Genomic DNA, 20,383 nt, shown 5'->3' with positions numbered 1-20,383 from the left:
CCGCATCATCAAATGGTTGCCTCAAGATTGGCAAAAATCTTGACTCCCGTCCGCTTCGAGTCGCCGTTCAAGGCCGAGGTCTGCTCCGTCACCACCTGGCAGTTCACCGACTTCAAGTGGGGCACCCAGAACCCGGTGACTATGCGCGACGCCGAGTGAGGACGCGCCCGGGACGTACGCGCTGCCCTGCCCATACTGCAACTGGTGCTGCTGCCCGTCTGGTTCCTGGCCTACCTCCACGTCGGCAAGGTCCGGCCCGTCATGGTCGACGCCCGCACCGGCGGGGTCCTCGGCGAACGGCCGTACAGCGCGGCGAAGATCACCCTGGCGTCGGTCGGCGGCGCGCCGCTGATCGCGTTGGTGGTGCTGCTCGTGGTGGTGCCGCGCGAGTGAGGACGCGCCGGAGACCTCCTGGCGGCGGTCCGATGTGATCTTGGATACCTGGGGGACCGTCCGGTTGTGCGGAAGGGGGTGGTCGGTCCTACGGTGGGCGGGCCGTGGTGTTCGGGAAGACCGGTGACAGCCCTCAGCGGGGCTCATGCCGGAGCGGCCCTCGCCACTGTGATCGGGGAGTATCCGTCCCACGTCGTGCACGGTCACTGTTCGCCGCCCGGCGGACGGGAAGGCCGGGACGGACACGCGAGCACCCGTAAGCCAGGAGACCGGCCACGGCACTTCACGAGCTGATCCACGAGGTGCTGGAGCGTGACCCCATGACCCTGTCCGCAGAGCCGACCCGTTTTCGCTGGCGGCGCGAGGACTCCGTGCGGACCGCCGGGCTGCTGGTGGTGATCGCCGCCCTGCACGTTGTGGCGTTCGGCATCCTGTTCCTGCTGGTCGTGCCCGGGCACTACGAGGTCGGCTCCAAGGCGTTCGGGATCGGCCTCGGCGTGACCGCGTACACGCTGGGCATGCGGCACGCGTTCGACGCCGATCACATCGCCGCGATCGACAACACCACCCGCAAGCTGATGGCCGACGGCAAGCGGCCGGTGTCGGTCGGCTTCTGGTTCGCGCTCGGCCATTCCAGCGTGGTGGTCGCCATGGCGGCCCTGGTCGCGGGCGGCGCACAGCTCGCCGGGATCCTGCTCGACGACGACTCCCGTACCCACCAGACCCTCGGTGTCGTCGGCACCACCGTCTCCGGGACCTTCCTGTACCTCATCGCGGCCCTCAACCTGGTGGCGCTCGCGGGCATCGTGCGGGTGTTCCGGGCGATGCGAGCGGGCAGGTACGACGAGGCCGCCCTGGAACAGCACCTGGATTCCCGGGGGTTCATGAACCGGATCCTGGGCCGCTTCACCAGGTCGATCACCCGGCCCGGGCAGATGTTCCCGCTGGGCTTCCTGTTCGGGATCGGCTTCGACACCGCGACCGAGGTCACCCTGATGGTGATGGCGGGCAGCGGCGCCGCGGCCGGGCTCCCGTGGTACGCGATCCTGTGCCTGCCGCTGCTGTTCGCGGCGGGGATGAGCCTGTTCGACACGCTCGACGGCACCTTCATGAACTTCGCCTACCAGTGGGCGTTCTCCAACCCGGTGCGCAAGGTGTTCTACAACCTGACCATCACCGGCCTGTCCATCGCGGTCGCCTTTCTGATCGGCACCATCGAACTGGTCGGGGTGCTGCGCGAGAAGCTCGATCTGAGCGACGCGGTGACCGGCTGGATCGCCGGACTGGACCTGGACAACGTGGGGTACGTCATCGTCGGCCTGTTCGTGGTCGTGTGGGCGGCGGCGCTGGCGTACTGGCGGCTGGCCAGGGTGGAGGAGAGGTGGGCGGGCCGGCTCGGCGAGGGCGGCTGACGCTGCGGCCGCGTCGCGGACTTCCGTGAGCTGCCGACGTCGCCGATGCGTGCCGCCGGTGCGGCCGTTATGGCGTACGTCACGATCACGTCCCGGAACTCGACGCTCCACCGGTCCGACTACTGCGACGGTACGGCTTCCACCGCCATCTCTCGCACGACGGTCCGATGGGACCAGGAAGGTCGGGCATGGCCGATATTCCGTTGTCACCCCGCTCCCCCGGTACGACCCGTGGCAAGCTGCTGCCGCCTCCCGCGCTCTGTGGATTCCTGCTCCTGCTGATGCTGCTGTTCGCGGCGTCCTACGCCGTCGGCGCGGCGGTCGGGCCGGTGGCGCCCGGCATGCACGGCACCGGGAGCGGCGGGAGTGGCGGGGACGGCGGGGGCGGCGGTGGCAATGGCGACATGCCCGGGATGAGCCATGGGAGCGGTGAGTGACCGCTCTCGAACCGGCGGCGGAACGCGTCGTCACGGACATCACCGTCGGCGGGATGACCTGCGCGGCCTGTGTCCGGCGCGTGGAGAGGAAACTCGGCAAGCTGGCGGGCGTCACGGCCACGGTCAACCTCGCCACGGGACTCGCCCGGGTCAGCCACCCGGCCGACACCGCGCCCGACAGCCTCGTCGCCGCGGTCGAACAGGCCGGGTACCAGGCCGCGTTGCCGGTGAGCGAGGACGACGAGGGCCCCGAGGCGCCGGACGAGGAGGAGGCCGCGGACCGGCGCGAGCGGGAACGGATCACGGTCACCGCGCTGCTGGCCGTACCGGTGCTGGTGCTCTCGATGGTGCCGGCCCTGCAGTTCCGTGATTGGCAGTGGCTGTGCTTCGTGCTGGCCGCCCCGGTGGCCGTATGGAGCGCCTGGCCGTTCCACGTCAGGGCGCTGCGGGGCCTGCGCCACTCGACGGCCACGATGGACACCCTGGTCTCGCTGGGGACCGTCGCGTCGTTCGCGTGGTCGGCGTACGCGCTGTTCTTCGGCGGGGCGGGCCGGCCCGGGACGCGGATGTCGTTCAGCCTCCTGCCCGCAGCGTCGGACGGCATGGCGCACCTGTATCTGGAAGCGGCCGTGAGCGTCCCGCTGTTCGTGCTGACCGGGCGGTTCCTGGAGGGGCGGGCCCGGCGGGGGACCGGGGCGGCGCTGCGGTCGCTCGCCGAACTGGCGGCCAAGAAGGTGTCGGTACGGGACGAGTCCGGCGAGCGGTCGATCCCGATCGAGCGGCTGCGGGTGGGGCAGACCTTCGTGGTGCGCCCGGGGGAGCGGGTCGCGACCGACGGACGGGTGGTGCGGGGCACCTCCGCCGTGGATCTGTCCCTGGTCACCGGCGAGAGCGAGCCCGTGGAGGTGGGCCCCGGCTCGGCTCTGGTCGGCGGCGCCGTCAACGCCGGCGGACTGCTGTTCGTGGCGGCCACGGCGGTCGGCGCGGACATCCGGCTGGCGCGGATCACCCGTCTCGTCACGGAGGCCCAGACCGGCAAGGCGCGGGCGCAGCGGCTGGCCGACACGGTCGCCGGAGTGTTCGTACCCGCCGTCCTCGCCCTCGCGGTGACCGTCCTCGGGTTCTGGCTGGGAGCCGGAGCCGATCCGCAGGCGGCCCTCACCGCCTGCGTGGCCGTCCTCGTCGTGGCCTGCCCGTGCGCGCTGGGGCTGGCCACACCGACCGCCCTGATGGCCGCCACCGGGCGCGGGGCGCAACTGGGCGTGCTGGTGCGGGGACCGCAGACGCTGGAAGCCCTTCGGCAGGTGGACACGGTCGTCCTCGACAAGACCGGCACGTTGACCACCGGCCGTATGACGGTGGCCCGGGTGACCGCGCTGCCGGGCGGGCGCGGGCAGGACGCGCTGGTACGGCTGGCCGGGGCCGTGGAGCAGGGCTCCGAGCATCCGATCGGACAGGCCGTCACCGCGTACGCGCGCCGTAGGGGCGAACCTGGGTCTCTCCCGGACGTCACGGATTTCGCCGCCCTCCCCGGGCACGGGGTCAGCGGCCGGGTGGACGGCCTGGTCGTCGAGGTGGGGGCGCCGGGCGGTCGATTGCCGCGCGCGTTGGCCGAAGCGCTGGCCGCGGCGGAGGAGGCCGCGCACACACCGGTCCTGGTACGGGTGGACGGCCGGGCCGAGGCGCTGATCGCCGTCGGCGATGTGCTGCGCCCCGGCAGCTACCGGGCCGTGGACCGGCTGCGCCGGCTCGGCATCCGCCCGGTGCTGGCCACCGGCGACCGCGAGGCGCCCGCCGCGGCCGTCGCCGCCGCGCTCGGTGTCGACGAGGTGCACGCCCGTTGCACTCCCGAGGGCAAGGCCGCCCTCGTGCGGGAGTTGAGGCAGCGGGGCGCTCGGGTCGCGGTGGTGGGCGACGGGGTGAACGACGCCGCCGCGCTCGCCGGTGCCGATCTGGGCATCGCCATGGGCGGCGGCGCCGACGTGGCCATCGGCGCGGCCGACCTGACGCTGGCCCGGGGGGACATCGAGGCCCTGGTGGACGCGGTGCGCCTGGCCCGGCGCACCCTGGGCACGATCCGGGCCAACCTGGCCTGGGCGTTCGGCTACAACGTCGTCACCGTGCCGCTGGCCATGGTCGGCCTGCTCGATCCCATGGTCGCGGCCGCGGCGATGTCGGTGAGCTCCGTGCTCGTGGTGGCGAACAGCCTGCGGCTGCGGGGCTGGCAGCCGTCAGGGGCCCGAAGCCGGGCGCGCGGGACGCGGGGGACGCGGGGGACGCGCGGCGGGAAGGCGGTCGTGCGATGAAGCGGATCATGGACCGGGCCTCCTCCCTGAGGGGTCTCGGCCGGCGGCGGCTGAGGGACGGCACCCTGGCCGTCCTGGTGCCCGTCGTGGCATGTTGTACGGCGCTGGTGGGGCTGGCCGTCTGGGTCGGCGCGGGCCGCGCGGGCAGCCCGGCGCGGATCCGTGTCACCGAGGGGCGGGTCCTGCTGCCGTCCGTCGGGGTCCCGGAGACGGCGGCGTTCTTCCGCGTCGCCAATGAGGGCGGCTCCGCCGACACGCTCGTACGGGTCACCGCGCGGGACGTTCCCGGCGCGGTCACGCTCTCCCAGCACCGTATGACGGCGGGCAACACGGCCTACCGGTCCGCGATCGACTCCGTCTCCGTCGCGGCGGGCGAGGACCTCCGCATGTCGCCGACCGGGATCGACCTCACCGTGCCGGTTCCCTCGGGGGCGTGGTACGCCGGGGATCGCGTGCCGTTCACCCTGGAGTTCCGGCGCGGCGGACCGGTCACGGTTCTGGCCGTGGTGGTGCGGCCGGGCACGGTGGCGTTCCGGTAGTCGTTTTCTGTGCTTCCCGAGTTGCCTTGTGGCTGGCGTGAGTTGTACCGCGCCTCCTGGTCGGCGAACTCGGCGAACTCGGCGAAGTCGGCGAAGTTGGTGGAGTCGGCGGGGTCGCCGAGGTCGGTGAGGTCGGCGAGGGGCGCGAACCGGAAGGCGAGGGTTCCTGCCTCCCCCCTGCCGACGGTCGGACTCCGGGTGCGAGGATGAGCGGGCTATGACTGTCCCGGGGTGGTGCCGTACAGCGCGGGCCGGCGTGTTCGCCGCGGCCTGCGTGCTGCTGGCCGCCCTCGGCCACGCGACCATGTCGGGAACCCCCGTCCCCTGGTGGGCCATGGCCGCGGGCGCGCTCGGGACCGGCGCGGCGGGCTGGCTGCTGGCCGGACGGGAGCGCGGCCGCACGTCGATCGTCGCGGTCGTGACCGCCGCCCAGATGGTGCTTCACGAGACCTTCTCACTGGCGCAGTCCTCGGCGTCCGGCCCCGCGGCCATGTCCCACGGCGGTCCGCAGACGGACCCGGCCGCCCCGCACATGGGCTCGATGCACTCAATGGGCTCGATGGGCAACGGCGCGATGGGCATGGGCTCCATGGGTTCCATGAGGATGGACATGGGCTCCATGGGCGGGATGGACATGGGGTCCGCCGGTCACGCGGCCCACACGGCCCACGGGATGGCCGCTCCCGGCGCCCTGCACGACATGGCCGGCATGAGCGGCGCGGCCTCGGTCGGCATGCTCGCCGCCCACGTCCTCGCCGCTGTCCTGTGCGGGCTGTGGCTCGCCTACGGTGAGCGGGCCGTCTTCCGCGTCCTGCGGGCGACGGCGGCCTGGCTGGCGGCCCCGCTGCGGCTGCTGCTCGGGGCGCTCCCCACGCCGTACCGCCGCCCCGGCGTACACCGGCGCCGCGCCGTCGACGCGCCCGCCCCGGTGCGTCTGCTCCTGTGCTGTTCCCTCACCTTCCGGGGGCCGCCCGCGGGTGCCGCTGTCCGCTGAGACAGCCGGATCCACCGGAGCCCCTCGTCCTGCGGTGTTCTCGCGCGCGGGTGTGCCCACGCTCCTCTGCTCGGCACCCCCACGCGCCGCCGTGAGCGGACCGTTCCCCACGGGCTCCGGGCATCGCCCTACCTCCGCGTACGGGCGCACCCCATGCCCCGGTGAGCCGTGCCCCTGTGCGGGTCCGGCCCCGGAAGACCCGAGAAGGACATCTCACGATGATCTCTGTCATGCCCGTTCCACGGGCGGATCGTGCCTCCGTGGACGCGTCGGCGACCGCCTGGGCGCTGGCCGCCCGAGGTGGAGACCCCGACGCCGCCGACCACTTCGTCCGCGCCCTGCACGCCGACGTCCTGCGGTACGTCACCTACCTCAGCGGCGATCCCCAGACCGCCCACGATCTGACCCAGGACACCTTCGCGCGGGCGTTCGGCAGCCTGCACCGCTACGAGGGCCGGGCCTCGGCCCGTACCTGGCTGCTCTCCATCGCGCGCCGCGCGGTCGCCGACAGTCTGCGCCGCGCCGCGGTCCGCCCCCGGATCGCGGACACCGTCGACTGGCAGACGGCGGTGGAGGGCACCCAGCCCCGCGGCCTGCCGGGCTTCGACGACGGCATCGCCCTGCTCGACCTCCTGGAGACCCTGCCCGACGAGCGCCGGGAGGCGTTCCTGCTGACCCAGGTGGTCGGGCTGTCGTACGAGGAGGCGGCCGGGTTCGTCGGCTGTCCCGTCGGCACGGTCCGCTCCCGGGTCTCCCGAGCCCGCGCGAGTCTCGAACGGGTGCTGCGGGAGGCCGAGTCGGCGAGCAGCCTCGCCGGCTGACCCCGGGCCCGCTCGGGGCCGGACGTCCTTGACCGCGTATGTGGCGGCACGGTCCTCGGCAGGGGACCGTGCCGCCGGGAACTCGACGGCAGGGGCGTGCGACTACTGCGGTGTGGGAAACAACGGCGAACCGACCGGGCGGACAACTCCATTGCCACGCAAGGGCATTGGCAAGGATGTGCGGGGGCTCTCCCTGCTCGTCCTGGCGCTGGCCCAGCTGGTCATCGCGCTCGACTACAACATCGTCTACGTCGCCCTTCCCGACATAGGCGCCGGTCTCGGCTTCGCCCCGCACGACCTCCAGTGGGTGGTGAGCGCCTATGTCGTGACGACGGGCGGCTTCCTCCTGCTGGGCGGCCGCACGGCCGATCTGCTGGGACGGCGCCGGACCTTCGTCGCCGCGGCCCTCCTGTACGCGGGGTCCTCGCTGGTGGGCGGCCTGGCCGAGTCGGCGGGCGCCCTGATCACCGTCCGCGCGGCACAGGGCATCGGCGGCTCACTGCTGTTCCCGGCCACCCTCGCCCTGATCAACACCCTGTACGCGGAGGGCCCCGCCCGCAACCGCGCGGTGGCGGTGTGGGGCGCCGCCGGGGCCGGCGGCCTCTGCTTCGGCTCGCTGCTGGGCGGCGTGCTCGTGGAGGCGTTCGGCTGGCGGTCCGTCTTCTTCGTCAACGTGCCCTTGGCGGGGGCACTGGCATGGGCGGGGTGGCGGCTCTTCCCGGGAGACGGCCCGCGCACCGGTCCTCGCCGGTACGACGTGACGGGCGCCCTGCTCGGCACCGGGGGCATCACGCTCCTGGTGTTCTCGCTGGTGCGCGCCCCCGAGTCGGGCTGGGCAAGCTCGTCCGTGCTGCTCGGCGCCGCACTCGCGGTCACCCTGCTGGCCGCCTTCGCGGTCGTGGAGGCCCGGGCGCGCGATCCGCTGGTGCCGGTACGGCTGTTCACCCACCGGGGGCTGCGCGCGGCGATGGGGCTCACCGCCCTCTACAGCGCGACGTTCAGCTCACTGCCGTACTTCATGACCCTCTACTTCCAGAACGTGCGCGGCTACGGCGCGTTCACGACCGGCCTCGCGTTCCTCGTCCCCGCCGTGGTGACCGCCCTGGGTACCAAGGCCGGTGAACTGGCCGTGGCCCGAGCCGGGTCGGGGCGGGTGCTGGGCGGCGGCATGGCGCTGGGCGCGGGCGGGGCCGTCGTGCTCGGACTCGCGCTCACCGGGCACGGGCCGTACTCCCTGCTGCTGCCCGGCATCGTGCTCCTGGGGGTCGGGCAGGGCGCCGCCTGGACCGGCATGTGGATCGCCGCCGCCTCCGGAGTGGCCGCCGAGGACCAGGGGGTGGCCTCCGGTATGGCGTCCACCACCCTCCAGGTGGGCGGCGCGATCGGGCTCGCTCTCCTGGTCGCCCTGTCCTCGGGCACCGGCCAGGGCCCGCCGGACGAACACCAGCTCACCGGCATACGCGTCGCCGTCTTCGCCATCGCGGCCGGTCTATGCTGCGGCGCCCCGCTCACCCTGGCCCTGCGCACGAGCCGTACCCCCGCCGCGTAGCGGGTCTGCCCCGCCCCCGTCCCCGACCGACGACCCCCATGAGGAGAACACCCATGCCCCGCACCACCACCGCCTGACCCCGCACCACACCGCCCAAAATCCGGAAGGACCGGCAGCCATGCAGATGCAGATCAAGGACCAGCCCGGTGCCGCGCTCGGCGTCATCGTCGAGGGCTTCGACCACACCACGGCCTCCGAGGCCGACGTCCAGGCCCTGAAGAGGGCCGTGTACACGAAGAAGATCGCCGTACTGAAGGGACAGGACCTCACTCCCGCCCAGTTTCTCGCCCTCGGCAGGCGCCTGGGCCGTCCCGAGACGTACTACGAACCGATGTACCGGCACCCGGACGTACCGGAGGTGTTCGTCTCCTCCAACGTGCCGGAGGACGGCCGGCGGATAGGGGTGCCGAAGACGGGCAAGTTCTGGCACGCCGACTACCAGTTCATGCCCGACCCGTTCGGCATCACCCTGATCCACCCGCAGGTGATCCCGGAGAAGAACCGGGGCACCTACTTCATCGACATGGGCAGGGCGTACGAGCGGCTGCCCGGGGAGCTGAGAGCGGCGATCGCCGGAACGCGCTGCCGGCACTCCGTGCGCAAGTACTTCAAGATCCGGCCGCAGGACGTCTACCGCCCGCTCTCCGAGATCATCGAGGAGGTCGAGACCAGGACCCCGCCGGTCGTCCGGCCCACCACCTTCACCCACCCGATGACCGGAGAGACGGTCCTCTACGTCAGTGAGGGCTTCACCGTCGGCATCGAGGGCCAGGACGGCGAACCGCTCGACGCGAAGCTGCTGGAGCGTCTCTTCGAAGCCACCGGCCAGCTCGACGACACCTTCGAACACGAGGGCATCCACCCGCAGGGCTTCGAGCAGGGCGACCTGCTGGTCTGGGACAACCGCAGCCTCGTCCACCGGGCCCGCCACACCACCACCCCGGAACCCACCGTGTCGTACCGGGTCACCGTCCACGACGAGCGGGGACTGTACGACGGGATGGACGCCGCGTGAGCGCGCCCGCCGCCAACACGGCGCCCACTGCCAACTCGGTGCCCGCCGCCAACTCGGCACTCCCCGCCGACCCGGTGGCCGCCGCGCCGCGACGGTCGTACGCCACCGACGAGGAACTGCTGGCCCGGGTCCTGGCGCCCTACAAGGAGCACTGCGCGTACCTGAGGTCAGCCGAGGTCACGGCGTCCGACGGACTCGCCTCCGCCCGCTGCGCGTTCGCGATCGAGGAGTCCTGCTACATCGACGACACCGGGCATCTGAACTCGGTCGAGGTCAACATCGCCTACAACCAGATGATGTACTACCTGGTCGCCAAGTCCGTGAAGGAGCGGCTGCTGACCGGCTTCGAGGACTGGACCCTGGACGACTTCTGGCGCCACCAGCTCCCGGACATCCTCATCGCCCGGTTCGCGGCGAACTTCCGGCGGCCCGTCGACCCTCGCCGCTTCACGGGGGAGATGGAGTTCCGCTCCGTGACCCGGCGCACCTCCGGCGCGGCCGGTCCCTTCCTCCACGCCCCGACCGTGTTCCGCTACCAGGACGCCCACGGCGGCCGGTGCAACGGCGAGGTGACCCTCGCGTTCGTCAACGTCCCCTGACCAACTCACCGAAGGGAGACCGCTCATGGAGTCGACCACGGCGCCGCCGCCCCGGGGCCCGAGGATCCACCACCCCGAACTGAGCACCCTCGTCCACACCACGCGCTTCCACGCCGCCCGCCGGCCCGAGGCCGCCGCGGTGATCTGCGAGGGCCGCACCCTGACGTACGGGGAACTGCACCGCAACAGCAACCGCATGGCGCACGCCCTGCGCGCCGCGGGCCTCCGGGAGGGCGACCGGGTCGCGTACCTGGGGAAGGAGTCCGAGCACTACTACGAGGCGCTCTTCGCCTGTGCCAAGACCGGCACCGTGCTCGTCCCGGTCAACTGGCGGCTCGCCGCGCCCGAGGTGAGCCACATCCTTCAGGACTCCGGGACCCGACTGCTCTTCCTGGAGGGCGAGTTCGCCCCGATCGTGGCGGCCATGCCCACCCGGCCCCCGGAGACCGTCGTCCCGGTCGAATCGATCGTCACCTGGCGCGCCCAACGTCCAGACAGCGAAACGGAGTTCGAGGCCGACCCCGACACACCGGTCGCACAGCTCTACACCAGCGGTACCACCGGACTGCCGAAGGGGGTCGTGCTCGCCCACCGCAGCTTCTTCGCGATCCGTGACGCACTCGCGAGCGAGCAACTGGACTGGATCGACTGGCGGGAGGGCGACATCGCCCTGATCGGCATCCCCGGCTTCCACGTCGGCGGCCTGTGGTGGGCCACCCAGAACCTCAACGCCGGAACGACGATCGTCGCCCTGCGCTCCTTCGCCGCCCGGCAGGCCGTGGACCTCATCCGCGACCTCGGCGTCACCACCGCCTGTGTGGTCCCGGCCATGCTGCGCATGATGCTCACCGAACCCGGCGTCGGCGCCCGGGACTTCAACACCCTGCGCAAAACGGTGTACGGCGGCTCCCCGATCTCCGAGGCGCTGCTGGAGCAGAGCCTCGCCGTCCTGGACTGCGAGTTCGCCCAGATCTACGGCCTGACCGAGACCGGCAACACCGCGGTGTGCCTGCCCCCGGCCGCCCACGTCCCCGGCGGCCCCCTCATGCGGGCCGCCGGGCGCCCCTACCCGGGGGTGGGGGTCAGGGTGATCGACGGACGGGGCCGTGAACTGCCGCCGGGCGCCGTGGGCGAGGTCTGCCTGCGCACCCCCGCCCGGATGGTCGAGTACTGGGGCCTGCCGGACATGACCGCGCAGACGCTCGTGGACGGCTGGGTCCACACCGGTGACGCCGGGTACCTCGATGCGGACGGCTACCTCTTCATCCACGACCGCATCAAGGACGCCATCCTGGTCGCGGGCGAGAACGTCTATCCCGCCGAGATCGAGAACGTGCTGGAACGCCACCCCGCGGTGGGGGAGGCGGTGGTGATCGGGATCCCCGACGAGCGGTGGGGCGAGCGGGTCCACGCCTTCGTCGTCCCCGCGGCCGGTGCCCGGCCCACCGGGCGGGATCTGCACACGTTCCTCGTCCCGAGGCTGGCGGCGTTCAAACTGCCCGCGAGCTACGAGTTCACGGACCACGTGCCGCGCAACCCGAGCGGCAAGATCCTCCGCCGCGAGCTGCGCGACCGCTACTGGCGTGACTCCGCCCGCAAGGTCAACTGAGCAGTCCCGGCTGCGCCGTTCATGTCCGGCGCGGACCAACCGGCGGGCCCCTGCCGCACCGACGGACGAGCCACCGAGAGAGAGCCCCCCCATGTCTGAGCCTCTGGCTGAACCCATGCCTCAACCCATGTCTGAGTCCATGCCTGCACTCGTGCCTGAACTCCTGCCTGGATCCGTACCTGGAGTCGTGCCTGAACCCGTGTCTGAACCCGTGTCTGAACCCGTGTCTGAATCCGTCTTTGAACCCGTGCCCGGACAGCTCACCTTGGACGGTTTCCGTGCGGACCTCGCGGAGTGCCTGTTCCTGTTGCCCGGTGAAGTCGACCTGGCGGAAAGCCCGTTGGACGCCGGGCTCGACTCGCTGCGCATTGTCTCCCTGCTGGAGCGCTGGCAGGCGGCGGGCGCCGAGGTGAGCTTCGTCGACCTCGCCGAGCGCACATCCTTCGCCCAGTGGTGGCAGCTGCTCACCGAACGCATACGAGGAGCCGGTCATGCCGACGTCCGGGACGTCTGAGCGGCGTCCGCTGCTGGCCGCCCAGGAGGGCATCTGGGCCGGACAGCAACTCGACCTGGAGAGCCCGGCGTACAACACCGCCGAGTACCTGCGTATCACCGGTCCGCTGGACGCGGCCGTCTTCGAGCGAGCGCTGCGCCATGTCGTCGCCGAGACCGAGGCCCTGAACGTCACCTTCGACACCGACGACACCGGCCGCCCCCGGCAGGTCGACACCCCGGCCGGCGACTGGCACCTCCACCTCGCGGACCTCACCTCTCAACCCGACCCGCATGTCGGCGCGTTGGCCTGGATGAGCCAGGACATCGCCCGTCCCGTCGACCTCACCCGAGGCCCGCTCTTCGGCCACGCCCTGCTGCGGACCGCGCCGGAGGAGTTCCTCTGGTACCACCGCGTCCACCACATCGCCCTCGACGGCTTCGGCCTCTCCCTCGTCGCCCGGCGCGTCGCCGAGGTCTACACCGCTCTCATGGCCGGTGCACCCGTACCGCCGAACGGCTTCGGCACCCTGGATTCCGTGCTCGCCGAGGAACGCGCCTACCGGGAATCCGCCCGGCACACCGAGGACCGCGCCTACTGGACCGGTCGCTATGCCGACCACCCGCCGGTCTCAGGTCCGGCGGGCCGCGCCGCTCTGCCCGCCCGCGCCTTCCACCGGCACATCGCCGACCTCGACCCGGCCACGACCGGCCGACTGCGCGCCGTAGCCCGCGAATTGTCGGTCACCTGGTCGGACATTCTCCTCGCGGTGACCGTCGCCCGTCTGCACCGGCTCACCCGGGCCCCGGAGATCGTCCTGAGCCTGCCCGTGACGGGCCGCCTCGGATCGGTGGCGCTGCGGGTGCCCACCACGGTGCGCAACATCCTGCCCCTGCGGGTCCCCGTCACTCCCGACGACAGTCTCCGTGTCCTCGCCCCCCGGGTCTCGCGCGAACTGCGCGCCGCGCTGCCGCACCAGCGTTACCGCTACGAGCAGTTGCGGCGCGACCTGAAGCTGGTGGGCGGCCGGCGCCGGCTGTCCGGGCCGGGCGTGAACGTCATGCCGTTCGCGTACGACCTGAAGTTCGCCGGGTGTCCGAGCACCGCCCACAACGTGTCCGCCGGCCCCGTCGACGACCTGGCCGTCAACGTCTACGACCGCGCGGACGGCACCGGGGCGCGCATCGCCGTCGACGCCAACCCCGAGCTGTACACCGAGTCCGAGGCGGCCGCGTTCCAGGAAGGACTCCTCACCCTGCTGGCGGAGGCGCTCGCCGACCCGGACCGGCCGCTCGGCGGAACACGGGCGCGCCGTACGGTGTCCGTGCTCGACGGCGGCCCCCTGCCCGTCCCCGTCCGCCCGGTGCTGAGCCTCATCGCCGAGCACGCCGCCCGACGCGGAGCGGCCGTCGCCGTCGAGCACGCCGGAGCGACCCTGACCTACGCCCAACTCTTCGGCGCCGCGCGTAACATCGCCCGGGAACTCACCGGTCGCGGCGTCGGAAGGGGCGACCTGGTGGCCGTAGCCCTGCCCCGGGGAGCGGACGCCGTCACCGCCCTGCTCGGAGTGCTCCTGTCCGGCGCCGCCTACTGCCCCCTCGACCCCGGAGCACCCGCCCACCGTACGGCCCGGCTGCTCGCCGACACCGCCCCGGCGCTCGTCCTCACCACGGCTGACCGCGCGGCCGACTTCACGGATCGCCCCGTAGTCACGCTGGAAGGGACCCCACCGGAGACGACGGCCCGCGAACGCGGCACCACCGGCACCCCCTCGGCTCCCGCGCCCACGGACCTCGCGTACGTCCTGCACACCTCGGGCTCCACCGGCCGACCGAAGGGCGTGGCGGTCGGGCATGCCGCGCTCGCCCACTTCGTCGCCGCGGCCACGCACCGCTACGGGCTGCGCGGGGAGGACCGCGTCCTCCAGTTCGCGCCGCCGCACTTCGACGCCAGCGTGGAAGAAATCTTCCTGACCCTGTGCGCCGGCGCCACCCTGGTGGTGCGGACCGACGACATGACGGAGTCGGTGCCGGGCTTCCTCGACACCTGCGCCCGGCTGCGGGTGAGCGTGCTGGATCTGCCGACCGCTTACTGGCACGAGCTCGCGCACGCGGTGTCGACCGGCGCCGCCACCTTGCCGAAGGGCGTGCGGACCGTCGTCATCGGCGGTGAGACCGCCCTGCCCGAACGGGTCGAGCGCTGGCGCGAGGCGGTGGGCACCTCGGTCACGCTGCTGAACACCTACGGCCCCACCGAGGCCACCGTGGTCGCCACCGTCGCCGACCTGAGCACCCCCGAACTCGCCCCCGGTGAGGCGCCGATCGGCCTGCCCCTGCCCGGCACCAGGGCGGCCGTCGTCGACGGTGAGCTGTACCTGCTGGGCCCGACCCTCGCCGACGGCTACCGGGGAGACGTGCCGGACGGAGCGCGCTTCGCCCCGCTCACGGCCCTCACGGGCGCGTCGCGTGCCTACCGCACCGGGGACCTGGTCCGTATCGGGGAGGACGGGCAACTACGCCATGTCGGCCGGGCCGACGCCGAGTTCAAGCTCAGCGGGCATCGGGTGCAGCCCGCCGAGGTGGAGAACGCCCTGCTCACCCATTGCGCCGTCCGGGAGGCGGCCGTCGCCGGACAGGTCCTGCCGGACGGCACCCGGCGGCTGGTCGCGCAGGCCGTGGCCGAGCCCCCGGCACCGTCCGCCGCCGAGATCAGGGCACACCTTCGGACGAGGCTGCCCGCGGCGATGGTCCCCTCCGCCATTGAGTTCGTCGACCGGCTGCCCCGCACCAGCTCGGGGAAGATCGACCGGGCCGCCCTCGCCGAACCGCCCGCCCACCGGGCGTCCGTCGACGGCAGCCCCCTGGAGCGGACCGTCACCGGTATCTGGCGGCAGATCCTCGGCATCGACGCCGTCGCCGCGGACGACGACGTGTTCGACCTCGGCGCCCAGTCCCTCCAGGTCATCCAGGCGGCCAACCGGCTCGGCGTGGCACTCGGCCGGGACATGAAGGTCGCCTGGCTCTTCCAGCACCCCACCGTCGCGGGCCTCGCCCAGTTCCTCACCGAAGCCGAAGCCGAAGCCGAAGCCGGAGCCGAAGCCGGAGCCGAAGCCGGAGCCGGAGCCGGAGCCGGAGCCGAAGCCGATGCCGAAGCGGCAGCCGAAGCCGAAGCGGCGGCGAAAGCCGATGCGGGAGCGAAAGCCGATGCGGGAGTGGAAGCCGCCCCCACCCCCGTACGCCCGCGCCCCGCCCCTCCCGTACGCGCCGTACGCGCCCTCACAGCCCCGGCCCTCCTCGCCGACGCCGCCCTCGATCCGGACATCCGGCCGGGCGCGAAGCGCACCCTCCACCACCCCCCTCGACGCATCCTGCTCACCGGCGCCACCGGCTTCGTCGGCGCACACCTGCTGGCACGGCTACTCGCCGACACGGACGCCGAGATCGTCTGCACGGTACGGGCCACCGACGTACCGCAGGCCACCGCCCGCGTCCACGCGGCCCTCAACCGGCACGGCCTCACCCCGGGTGACCGGGCGTCGGCCCGCCTGACGGCCCTGCCCGCCGACCTGGCCCGTACCGACCTCGGCCTGCCCCCGGAAACCCTGGCCGGTCTCGCGGCGAGTTGCGACGCGATCTTCCACAACGCGGCGGCCGTCAGCGTCCTGCGCGACTACGCCACCCTGCGCGCCGCCAACACCGAGTCCACCCGGCGCCTGCTGCGCCTCGCGGCCGTCGGCACCACGCCCCTGCACTACGTCTCCACCCTCTCCGTCGCCCCGCCGGCGAGCCGCAGGCCCGAGGTGCCGGAGGAGTTCCTGCCGCCGCACGAGGGCCTGCGGTACGGCTACCAGCAGTCCAAGTGGGCCTCCGAACACCTCCTGGAACAGGCGGCGGAACGCGGTCTGCCCGTCACCGTCCACCGGCTGGGCCGCGTCATCGGGCCCGCCCGCACGGGACACGTCAACGAGCGGGACTTCCTGTGGGGCGTGCTGCGGGCCGGTATCCCCGCGGGGATCGTGCCCGAACTCTTCGAGGACGAGGTCTGGACCCCGGTGGACTTCGTCGCGCGCTCGCTCGTCCATCTGTGCCTGCGCCGGGACGACGGGACGGCCACCGTCTTCAACCACGCCACCCTGCCCCGCGTCCGGCTCGCGGACGTGTACGACTGGCTGCGGGAGTACGGCTATCCGGTACGGGCCCTGCCACTCGCGAACTGGCGGCAGCGGCTTCCCCGTTCGGCCGACGCGGCGGCCACGGCGCTCGCCTTCTTCGACTCCACCGACGAAGACGCGACCGGCCAGGACCCCGCGACCGGCCAGGACCCCGCGACCGACCTGCGCCTCGGGCACGTCCACGCCGACCGGGTCCGCGCGGGCCTGGCCGGCAGCGGCATCACCTGCCCGCCCGTCGACCGCGCTCTGTTCTTCCGCTCCTTGGACCACTGCGTGACGACGGGCGCGCTGCCCGCCCCCTCCCGGTGAACTGGGCCCAACTCCCTGAACTCAACTCCCTTACATTGGCCGCTGCTTGTCGTACTACTCGGACCCGCCCGCCTCCGTCACGGGCGCGTCCGAAGGCGCTGCCGGTGCCCTGAGGGCCCGGCGTACGGCGTCCCGCAGCCAGCGGTGGGCTCCGTCGGCCGTGTGCCGGGGATGCCAGGCCATGCCGATGGTCAGCCGCGGCAGCTCCAAGGGGATGTCGAGGAGGCACAGCCCGAAGGCGTGGGCGTCATGGGTGAGGGGCGAGGGGGCGGCGCCGGGGAGCGCGGCGGGCACGAGGCAGACGAGGTCGCTGCGGGCGGCGAGCGCCATCGCGGCCAGATGGCTGGGGAGGACGACGCTGACCCGCCGCCGTAGATCCCGCTCGGCCAGGGCGGCGTCGAGCGGTCCGGTGAACCGGCCCCGGCGGCTGACCGCGACATGCTGGGCGGCCGCGAACCGGGCCGGGGTCAGCGGCCCCTCGGCGAGCGGATGACCGGACCGCACGGCCGCCACCATACGGAGGCCGACCAGCTCCTCGACCCGGGTCTCGGGGTCCACATGGCCGATGGCACCGACCTCCAGGTCGATCCGGCCGTCGCGCAGGGCGGGCCCCGCCTCCAGCTCCTCGGCCCGGATCCGGAACGAGACCCCCGGCGCCTCCCGCCGCGACAGCCGCAGCAGCCCCGGGGCCAGCGCCGCGCCCACCAGGTCGGCGGCCTGAAGGGTGAAGGTGCAGCTCAGGCCGGCCGGGTCGACGCTCGCGCCGGGACTGAGCAGCGCGCCGAGACCGCGCACCACGGCGGCGGCCTCCTCGCGCAGGGCCTGGGCGCGCGGGGTGGGAACCATGGCCTGTCCGGCCCGGACCAGCAGGGGGTCCTGGAGGACGCGGCGCAGCCGGGCGAGCGTACGGCTCATGGCGGCGGGCGAGGTGTGCAGACGCGCGGCGGCGCGCGTGACGCTGTGCTCGGTCAGCAGGGCGTCCAGCGCGATGGCGAGATTGGCGTCGATGACCGGATCCGGGCTGCTCACCAGCATCATTCCATTTCAGTCAATGATTCCGTGCCGAAGTTCCCATTGTGGCAGCACGGAGCGGCTCAGCAGGATGAGGGACGTACCCGATCGGCACGACCTACGAGGTTTTCATGATCGTCATTACGGCTCCCACCGGGAACATCGGCCGTCATCTGCTCTCCCTGCTCCTGGAGTCCGCCCCCGCCGCGGGCGAGGAACTGCGCGTGATCGCGCGTGATCCCGCCCGGCTTCCGGACGCGGCGCGCGGACGCGTCGAGGTGGTCACCGGCTCGCACGGGGACGCCGACGTCCTCGACCGGGCCTTCGAGGGCGCCGACGCCGTCTTCTGGCTCGTGCCCCCGGACGCCTCCCTGCCCCCACGGGACGCCTACACCGGCTTCACCCGCCCCGCCGCCGAGGCGCTCACCGCCCACGGCGTCGGCCATGTCGTCGGTGTCTCCGCGCTGGGCCGCGGCACCCCGCTCGCCGACCGGGCCGGTCTCGTCACCGCCTCGCTCGCCGTGGACGACCTGATCGCCGGCACCGGCGTCGCCTACCGGGCCCTGGCCAACCCCTCCTTCTTCGAGAACCTCCTGGAGGAGGCCGACTCGATCCGCGAGAAGGGCGTCTTCACCGACACCGTCGACGCCGACCGCAAGGCCCCCCTCGTCGCCGTCGCCGACATCGCGGCGGCCGCTGCCCGCCTGCTGCTGGACCGCTCCTGGACCGGCACCGGCAGCGTCCCGGTCCTCGGGCCGCAGGACCTGTCGGCCGACGACCTGGCCCGCATCATGACCGAACAGCTCGGCCGCCCCGTCCGCTACGAACGCCAGCCGCTCGACGAGCTGTACACCACCCTCGTCGACTACGGCCTCGACCAGGCGTTCGCACAGGGGGTCGTCGACATGAAGCGGGCCAAGGACGAGGGGCTGGACGCCGGTGTCGCCCGCACCCCGGACACCGCGTCCCCCACCACCTTCGAGCAGTGGTGCGCCCGGACCCTCAAGCCCGCCGTCCTCTCCTGAGCCCCGGCACCCCACCCTTTGCGGAGGTATTTCCATGCCCGTCGACACGACCGACCACACCGAACCGCCCGTCACCGCGTTCATGCTCGTCAAGACCACGCCGGAATGGCTCGCCCTGACCGTCCAGGAACGCGTGGACGCCTTCACCACCCAGGTCCTGCCGGCCATCGAGGCCAGGACCACCGGCGTCCGGTCCCGCTTCTACGACACCGAGTTCTACTCCGCGCGCGTCACCGACGTCTGGGTGTGGGAGGCCGAGGACCACCACGCCTACCAGCTCCTTGTCGACGCACTGCGCGAAACCCCGTTCTGGGACCGATACTTCGAGATCGTGGACCTCCTCGTCGGCACCGAGAACGGCTACGCCCGGACGTACGGCCTCGAACCCGTCGCCACCATCACGACCTGACCTTCGTACGGCCCGGGGTGTCACGGTCGTACCCCAGTGAGTCCCTGGGCCGTACGACTGGGCGAGCAGCGGTATCGGCCGAAGGGCCGCCGCGTCCACGGCCGGTGTGGCGGCCTCCGGCCGGGCGTGCCGGACCCCGGTCGGCAACTCGTGGGAACCCGAGCGCGCTCCGCTCCGACTACTGCACCGGAGCCCGCACCCCACGGGCAGACGCCTCACGCAAGGAGCCCGCATGTCGATGAACCGGCCGGCCGCCGCCGCCCTGGCCGCAGCACTCTGTCTGCCGGCGGCGGGGTGCGGATCGCCGTCCGCTGAGAAAGCGACCGGCACGACGGCCGCGGCCTCGGTGAGCGGATACCCGGTGACCGTCGGGAACTGCGGTGTGAAGGAGACCTTCGAGAAGGCTCCCAGCCGGGTCGTCGTGATGAACGGCGCCTCCGTCGCCGAGGTCTCCACCCTGCTCGCCCTCGGTCTCGGTGACAGGATCGTCGCCAACGAGCAGAGCTACGGCATGTCCGAGGTGCCGGGCCGGGCCGCGGCGATCAAGAAGCTGCCCACGGGGGACGTGAAGCCCAACGACGCCTACGACATCCCCCGGGAGACCATGCTCGGCCTGCGCCCGGACCTGGTGCTGTCCACGACGTCGTACGGCTTCGACCAGAAGAACGGCTTCGCCACCCGCGCGCAGTTGAAGGACGTCGGCGCCAACACCTACGTCTCACCGCAGGGTTGTGACCAGGACACGTCCGGGATGACCATCGCCGACAGCTACCGGCTGCTGCGCGACATGGGCAAGGTCTTCGGGGTGCGCGACAGGGCCGAGAAACTGATCGCCGCCTCCGAGAAGAACATTGCGGCCGTCACCGCCAAGGTGAAGGGGAAGAAGAAACCGAGGGTCATGGTGCTCTTCTCCAACATGTCCATGGGCGGCAACGACTTCAGCTCGGTCGTCGCCAAGGGCATCTACAACGACATCCTCGCCAGGGCCGGCGGCTCCAACGCCTTCGAGAACGCCTCCAGGACCTCCTTCGCCGACCTGAGCAAGGAGAAGGTGGCCGCCACCGACGTGGACGCGCTCGTCGTCATCGGCTACCACGACCCGAACCCGGCGGCCTACGCCAGGAAACTGCTCAAGGAGTTCCCCCAGTGGCCGGCCGCGAAGAACACCAGGTACGTGACGCTCTCCGACTCGATGTACCTCGGCCCCAGCAACGACGTGGCCGTCCGGAGGATCGCCGAGTTGCTGCACCCGGACGCCTTCTGACCCGGCTCAGGGTCCCGCTCGCCCTCG

At 72.5% G+C, this 20,383-nt stretch carries 18 protein-coding genes and 1 riboswitch; of the genes, 17 read left to right on the top strand and 1 reads right to left on the bottom strand.

Features of this window, described 5'->3' with window-relative positions:
• Positions 1-39: 39 nt before the first annotated feature.
• The 14 genes from QHG49_RS01270 (at position 40) to QHG49_RS01205 (ending at position 16,647) form a co-directional block, all read left to right on the top strand.
• Positions 40-159, top strand: coding sequence for an SPFH domain-containing protein (locus QHG49_RS01270; RefSeq protein ID WP_236576160.1), 120 nt, complete (start codon positions 40-42; stop codon positions 157-159).
• A gap of 45 nt (positions 160-204) precedes the next feature.
• Positions 205-393 (top strand): hypothetical protein, encoded by a 189-nt coding sequence (locus QHG49_RS01265; protein ID WP_301486955.1) that lies wholly within the window; start codon positions 205-207, stop codon positions 391-393.
• A gap of 88 nt (positions 394-481) precedes the next feature.
• Positions 482-686: riboswitch (cobalamin riboswitch) on the top strand.
• Between the two features lie 27 nt (positions 687-713).
• Positions 714-1,805 carry a HoxN/HupN/NixA family nickel/cobalt transporter gene (locus QHG49_RS01260; RefSeq protein WP_301486954.1) on the top strand — a complete coding sequence of 364 codons (1,092 nt, stop codon included), beginning with the start codon at positions 714-716 and terminating at the stop codon, positions 1,803-1,805.
• Between the two features lie 188 nt (positions 1,806-1,993).
• The gene (locus tag QHG49_RS01255; RefSeq protein ID WP_301486953.1) at positions 1,994-2,242 is read left to right on the top strand and encodes a hypothetical protein; all 249 of its coding nucleotides are present in this window, start codon (positions 1,994-1,996) and stop codon (positions 2,240-2,242) included.
• On the top strand, positions 2,239-4,548 hold the full coding sequence (locus tag QHG49_RS01250) for a cation-translocating P-type ATPase (RefSeq protein ID WP_301486952.1): 2,310 nt from the start codon (positions 2,239-2,241) through the stop codon (positions 4,546-4,548). The genes QHG49_RS01255 and QHG49_RS01250 overlap by 4 nt, the downstream gene beginning before the upstream one ends.
• Entirely contained in the window at positions 4,545-5,087 is a 543-nt protein-coding gene (locus QHG49_RS01245; RefSeq protein WP_301486951.1) for a copper chaperone PCu(A)C, read from the top strand. Before QHG49_RS01250 ends, QHG49_RS01245 begins: the two co-directional genes overlap by 4 nt.
• Positions 5,088-5,304: 217 nt before the next feature.
• On the top strand, positions 5,305-6,081 hold the full coding sequence (locus tag QHG49_RS01240) for a hypothetical protein (RefSeq protein ID WP_301486950.1): 777 nt from the start codon (positions 5,305-5,307) through the stop codon (positions 6,079-6,081).
• Positions 6,082-6,311: 230 nt separating this feature from the next.
• On the top strand, positions 6,312-6,902 hold the full coding sequence (locus QHG49_RS01235; RefSeq protein ID WP_236576159.1) for a sigma-70 family RNA polymerase sigma factor: 591 nt from the start codon (positions 6,312-6,314) through the stop codon (positions 6,900-6,902).
• A gap of 178 nt (positions 6,903-7,080) precedes the next feature.
• Complete coding sequence (locus QHG49_RS01230; RefSeq protein ID WP_301486949.1) at positions 7,081-8,451, top strand: MFS transporter; 1,371 nt, start codon at positions 7,081-7,083, stop codon at positions 8,449-8,451.
• A 124-nt stretch (positions 8,452-8,575) separates the two neighbouring features.
• Positions 8,576-9,466 (top strand): TauD/TfdA family dioxygenase, encoded by an 891-nt coding sequence (locus QHG49_RS01225; protein ID WP_301492655.1) that lies wholly within the window; start codon positions 8,576-8,578, stop codon positions 9,464-9,466.
• Between the two features lie 74 nt (positions 9,467-9,540).
• The gene (locus tag QHG49_RS01220) at positions 9,541-10,065 is read left to right on the top strand and encodes an FcoT family thioesterase (protein ID WP_301492653.1); all 525 of its coding nucleotides are present in this window, start codon (positions 9,541-9,543) and stop codon (positions 10,063-10,065) included.
• A 25-nt stretch (positions 10,066-10,090) separates the two neighbouring features.
• Complete coding sequence (locus tag QHG49_RS01215) at positions 10,091-11,674, top strand: fatty acid--CoA ligase (protein ID WP_301486948.1); 1,584 nt, start codon at positions 10,091-10,093, stop codon at positions 11,672-11,674.
• 247 nt (positions 11,675-11,921) lie between these two features.
• Positions 11,922-12,188: a phosphopantetheine attachment domain protein gene (locus QHG49_RS01210; protein ID WP_301492651.1), complete on the top strand. Its 267-nt coding sequence runs from the start codon at positions 11,922-11,924 to the stop codon at positions 12,186-12,188.
• Complete coding sequence (locus QHG49_RS01205) at positions 12,166-16,647, top strand: amino acid adenylation domain-containing protein (protein ID WP_301486947.1); 4,482 nt, start codon at positions 12,166-12,168, stop codon at positions 16,645-16,647. Before QHG49_RS01210 ends, QHG49_RS01205 begins: the two co-directional genes overlap by 23 nt.
• Positions 16,648-16,701: 54 nt before the next feature.
• Here QHG49_RS01205 and QHG49_RS01200 read toward each other — a convergent pair whose 3' ends face one another.
• Positions 16,702-17,685, bottom strand: a complete 984-nt coding sequence (locus QHG49_RS01200) for a LysR family transcriptional regulator (RefSeq protein ID WP_301486946.1) — start codon at positions 17,683-17,685, stop codon at positions 16,702-16,704.
• Between the two features lie 104 nt (positions 17,686-17,789).
• On the opposite strand from QHG49_RS01200, the gene QHG49_RS01195 reads away from it, so the two are divergent.
• The 3 genes from QHG49_RS01195 to QHG49_RS01185 all read left to right on the top strand — a co-directional run bounded on the left by QHG49_RS01195 (position 17,790) and on the right by QHG49_RS01185 (position 20,356).
• Positions 17,790-18,683 (top strand): NAD(P)H-binding protein, encoded by an 894-nt coding sequence (locus tag QHG49_RS01195; RefSeq protein WP_301486945.1) that lies wholly within the window; start codon positions 17,790-17,792, stop codon positions 18,681-18,683.
• Positions 18,684-18,717: 34 nt separating this feature from the next.
• Positions 18,718-19,092 (top strand): darcynin family protein, encoded by a 375-nt coding sequence (locus QHG49_RS01190; RefSeq protein ID WP_159697786.1) that lies wholly within the window; start codon positions 18,718-18,720, stop codon positions 19,090-19,092.
• A 232-nt stretch (positions 19,093-19,324) separates the two neighbouring features.
• The gene (locus QHG49_RS01185; RefSeq protein ID WP_301486944.1) at positions 19,325-20,356 is read left to right on the top strand and encodes an ABC transporter substrate-binding protein; all 1,032 of its coding nucleotides are present in this window, start codon (positions 19,325-19,327) and stop codon (positions 20,354-20,356) included.
• Positions 20,357-20,383 lie beyond the last annotated feature (27 nt).

The sequence above is a fragment of the Streptomyces sp. WP-1 genome, from assembly GCF_030450125.1.
GTDB lineage: Bacteria > Actinomycetota > Actinomycetes > Streptomycetales > Streptomycetaceae > Streptomyces > Streptomyces incarnatus.
This window is presented reverse-complemented; position numbering and strand designations above follow the sequence as displayed.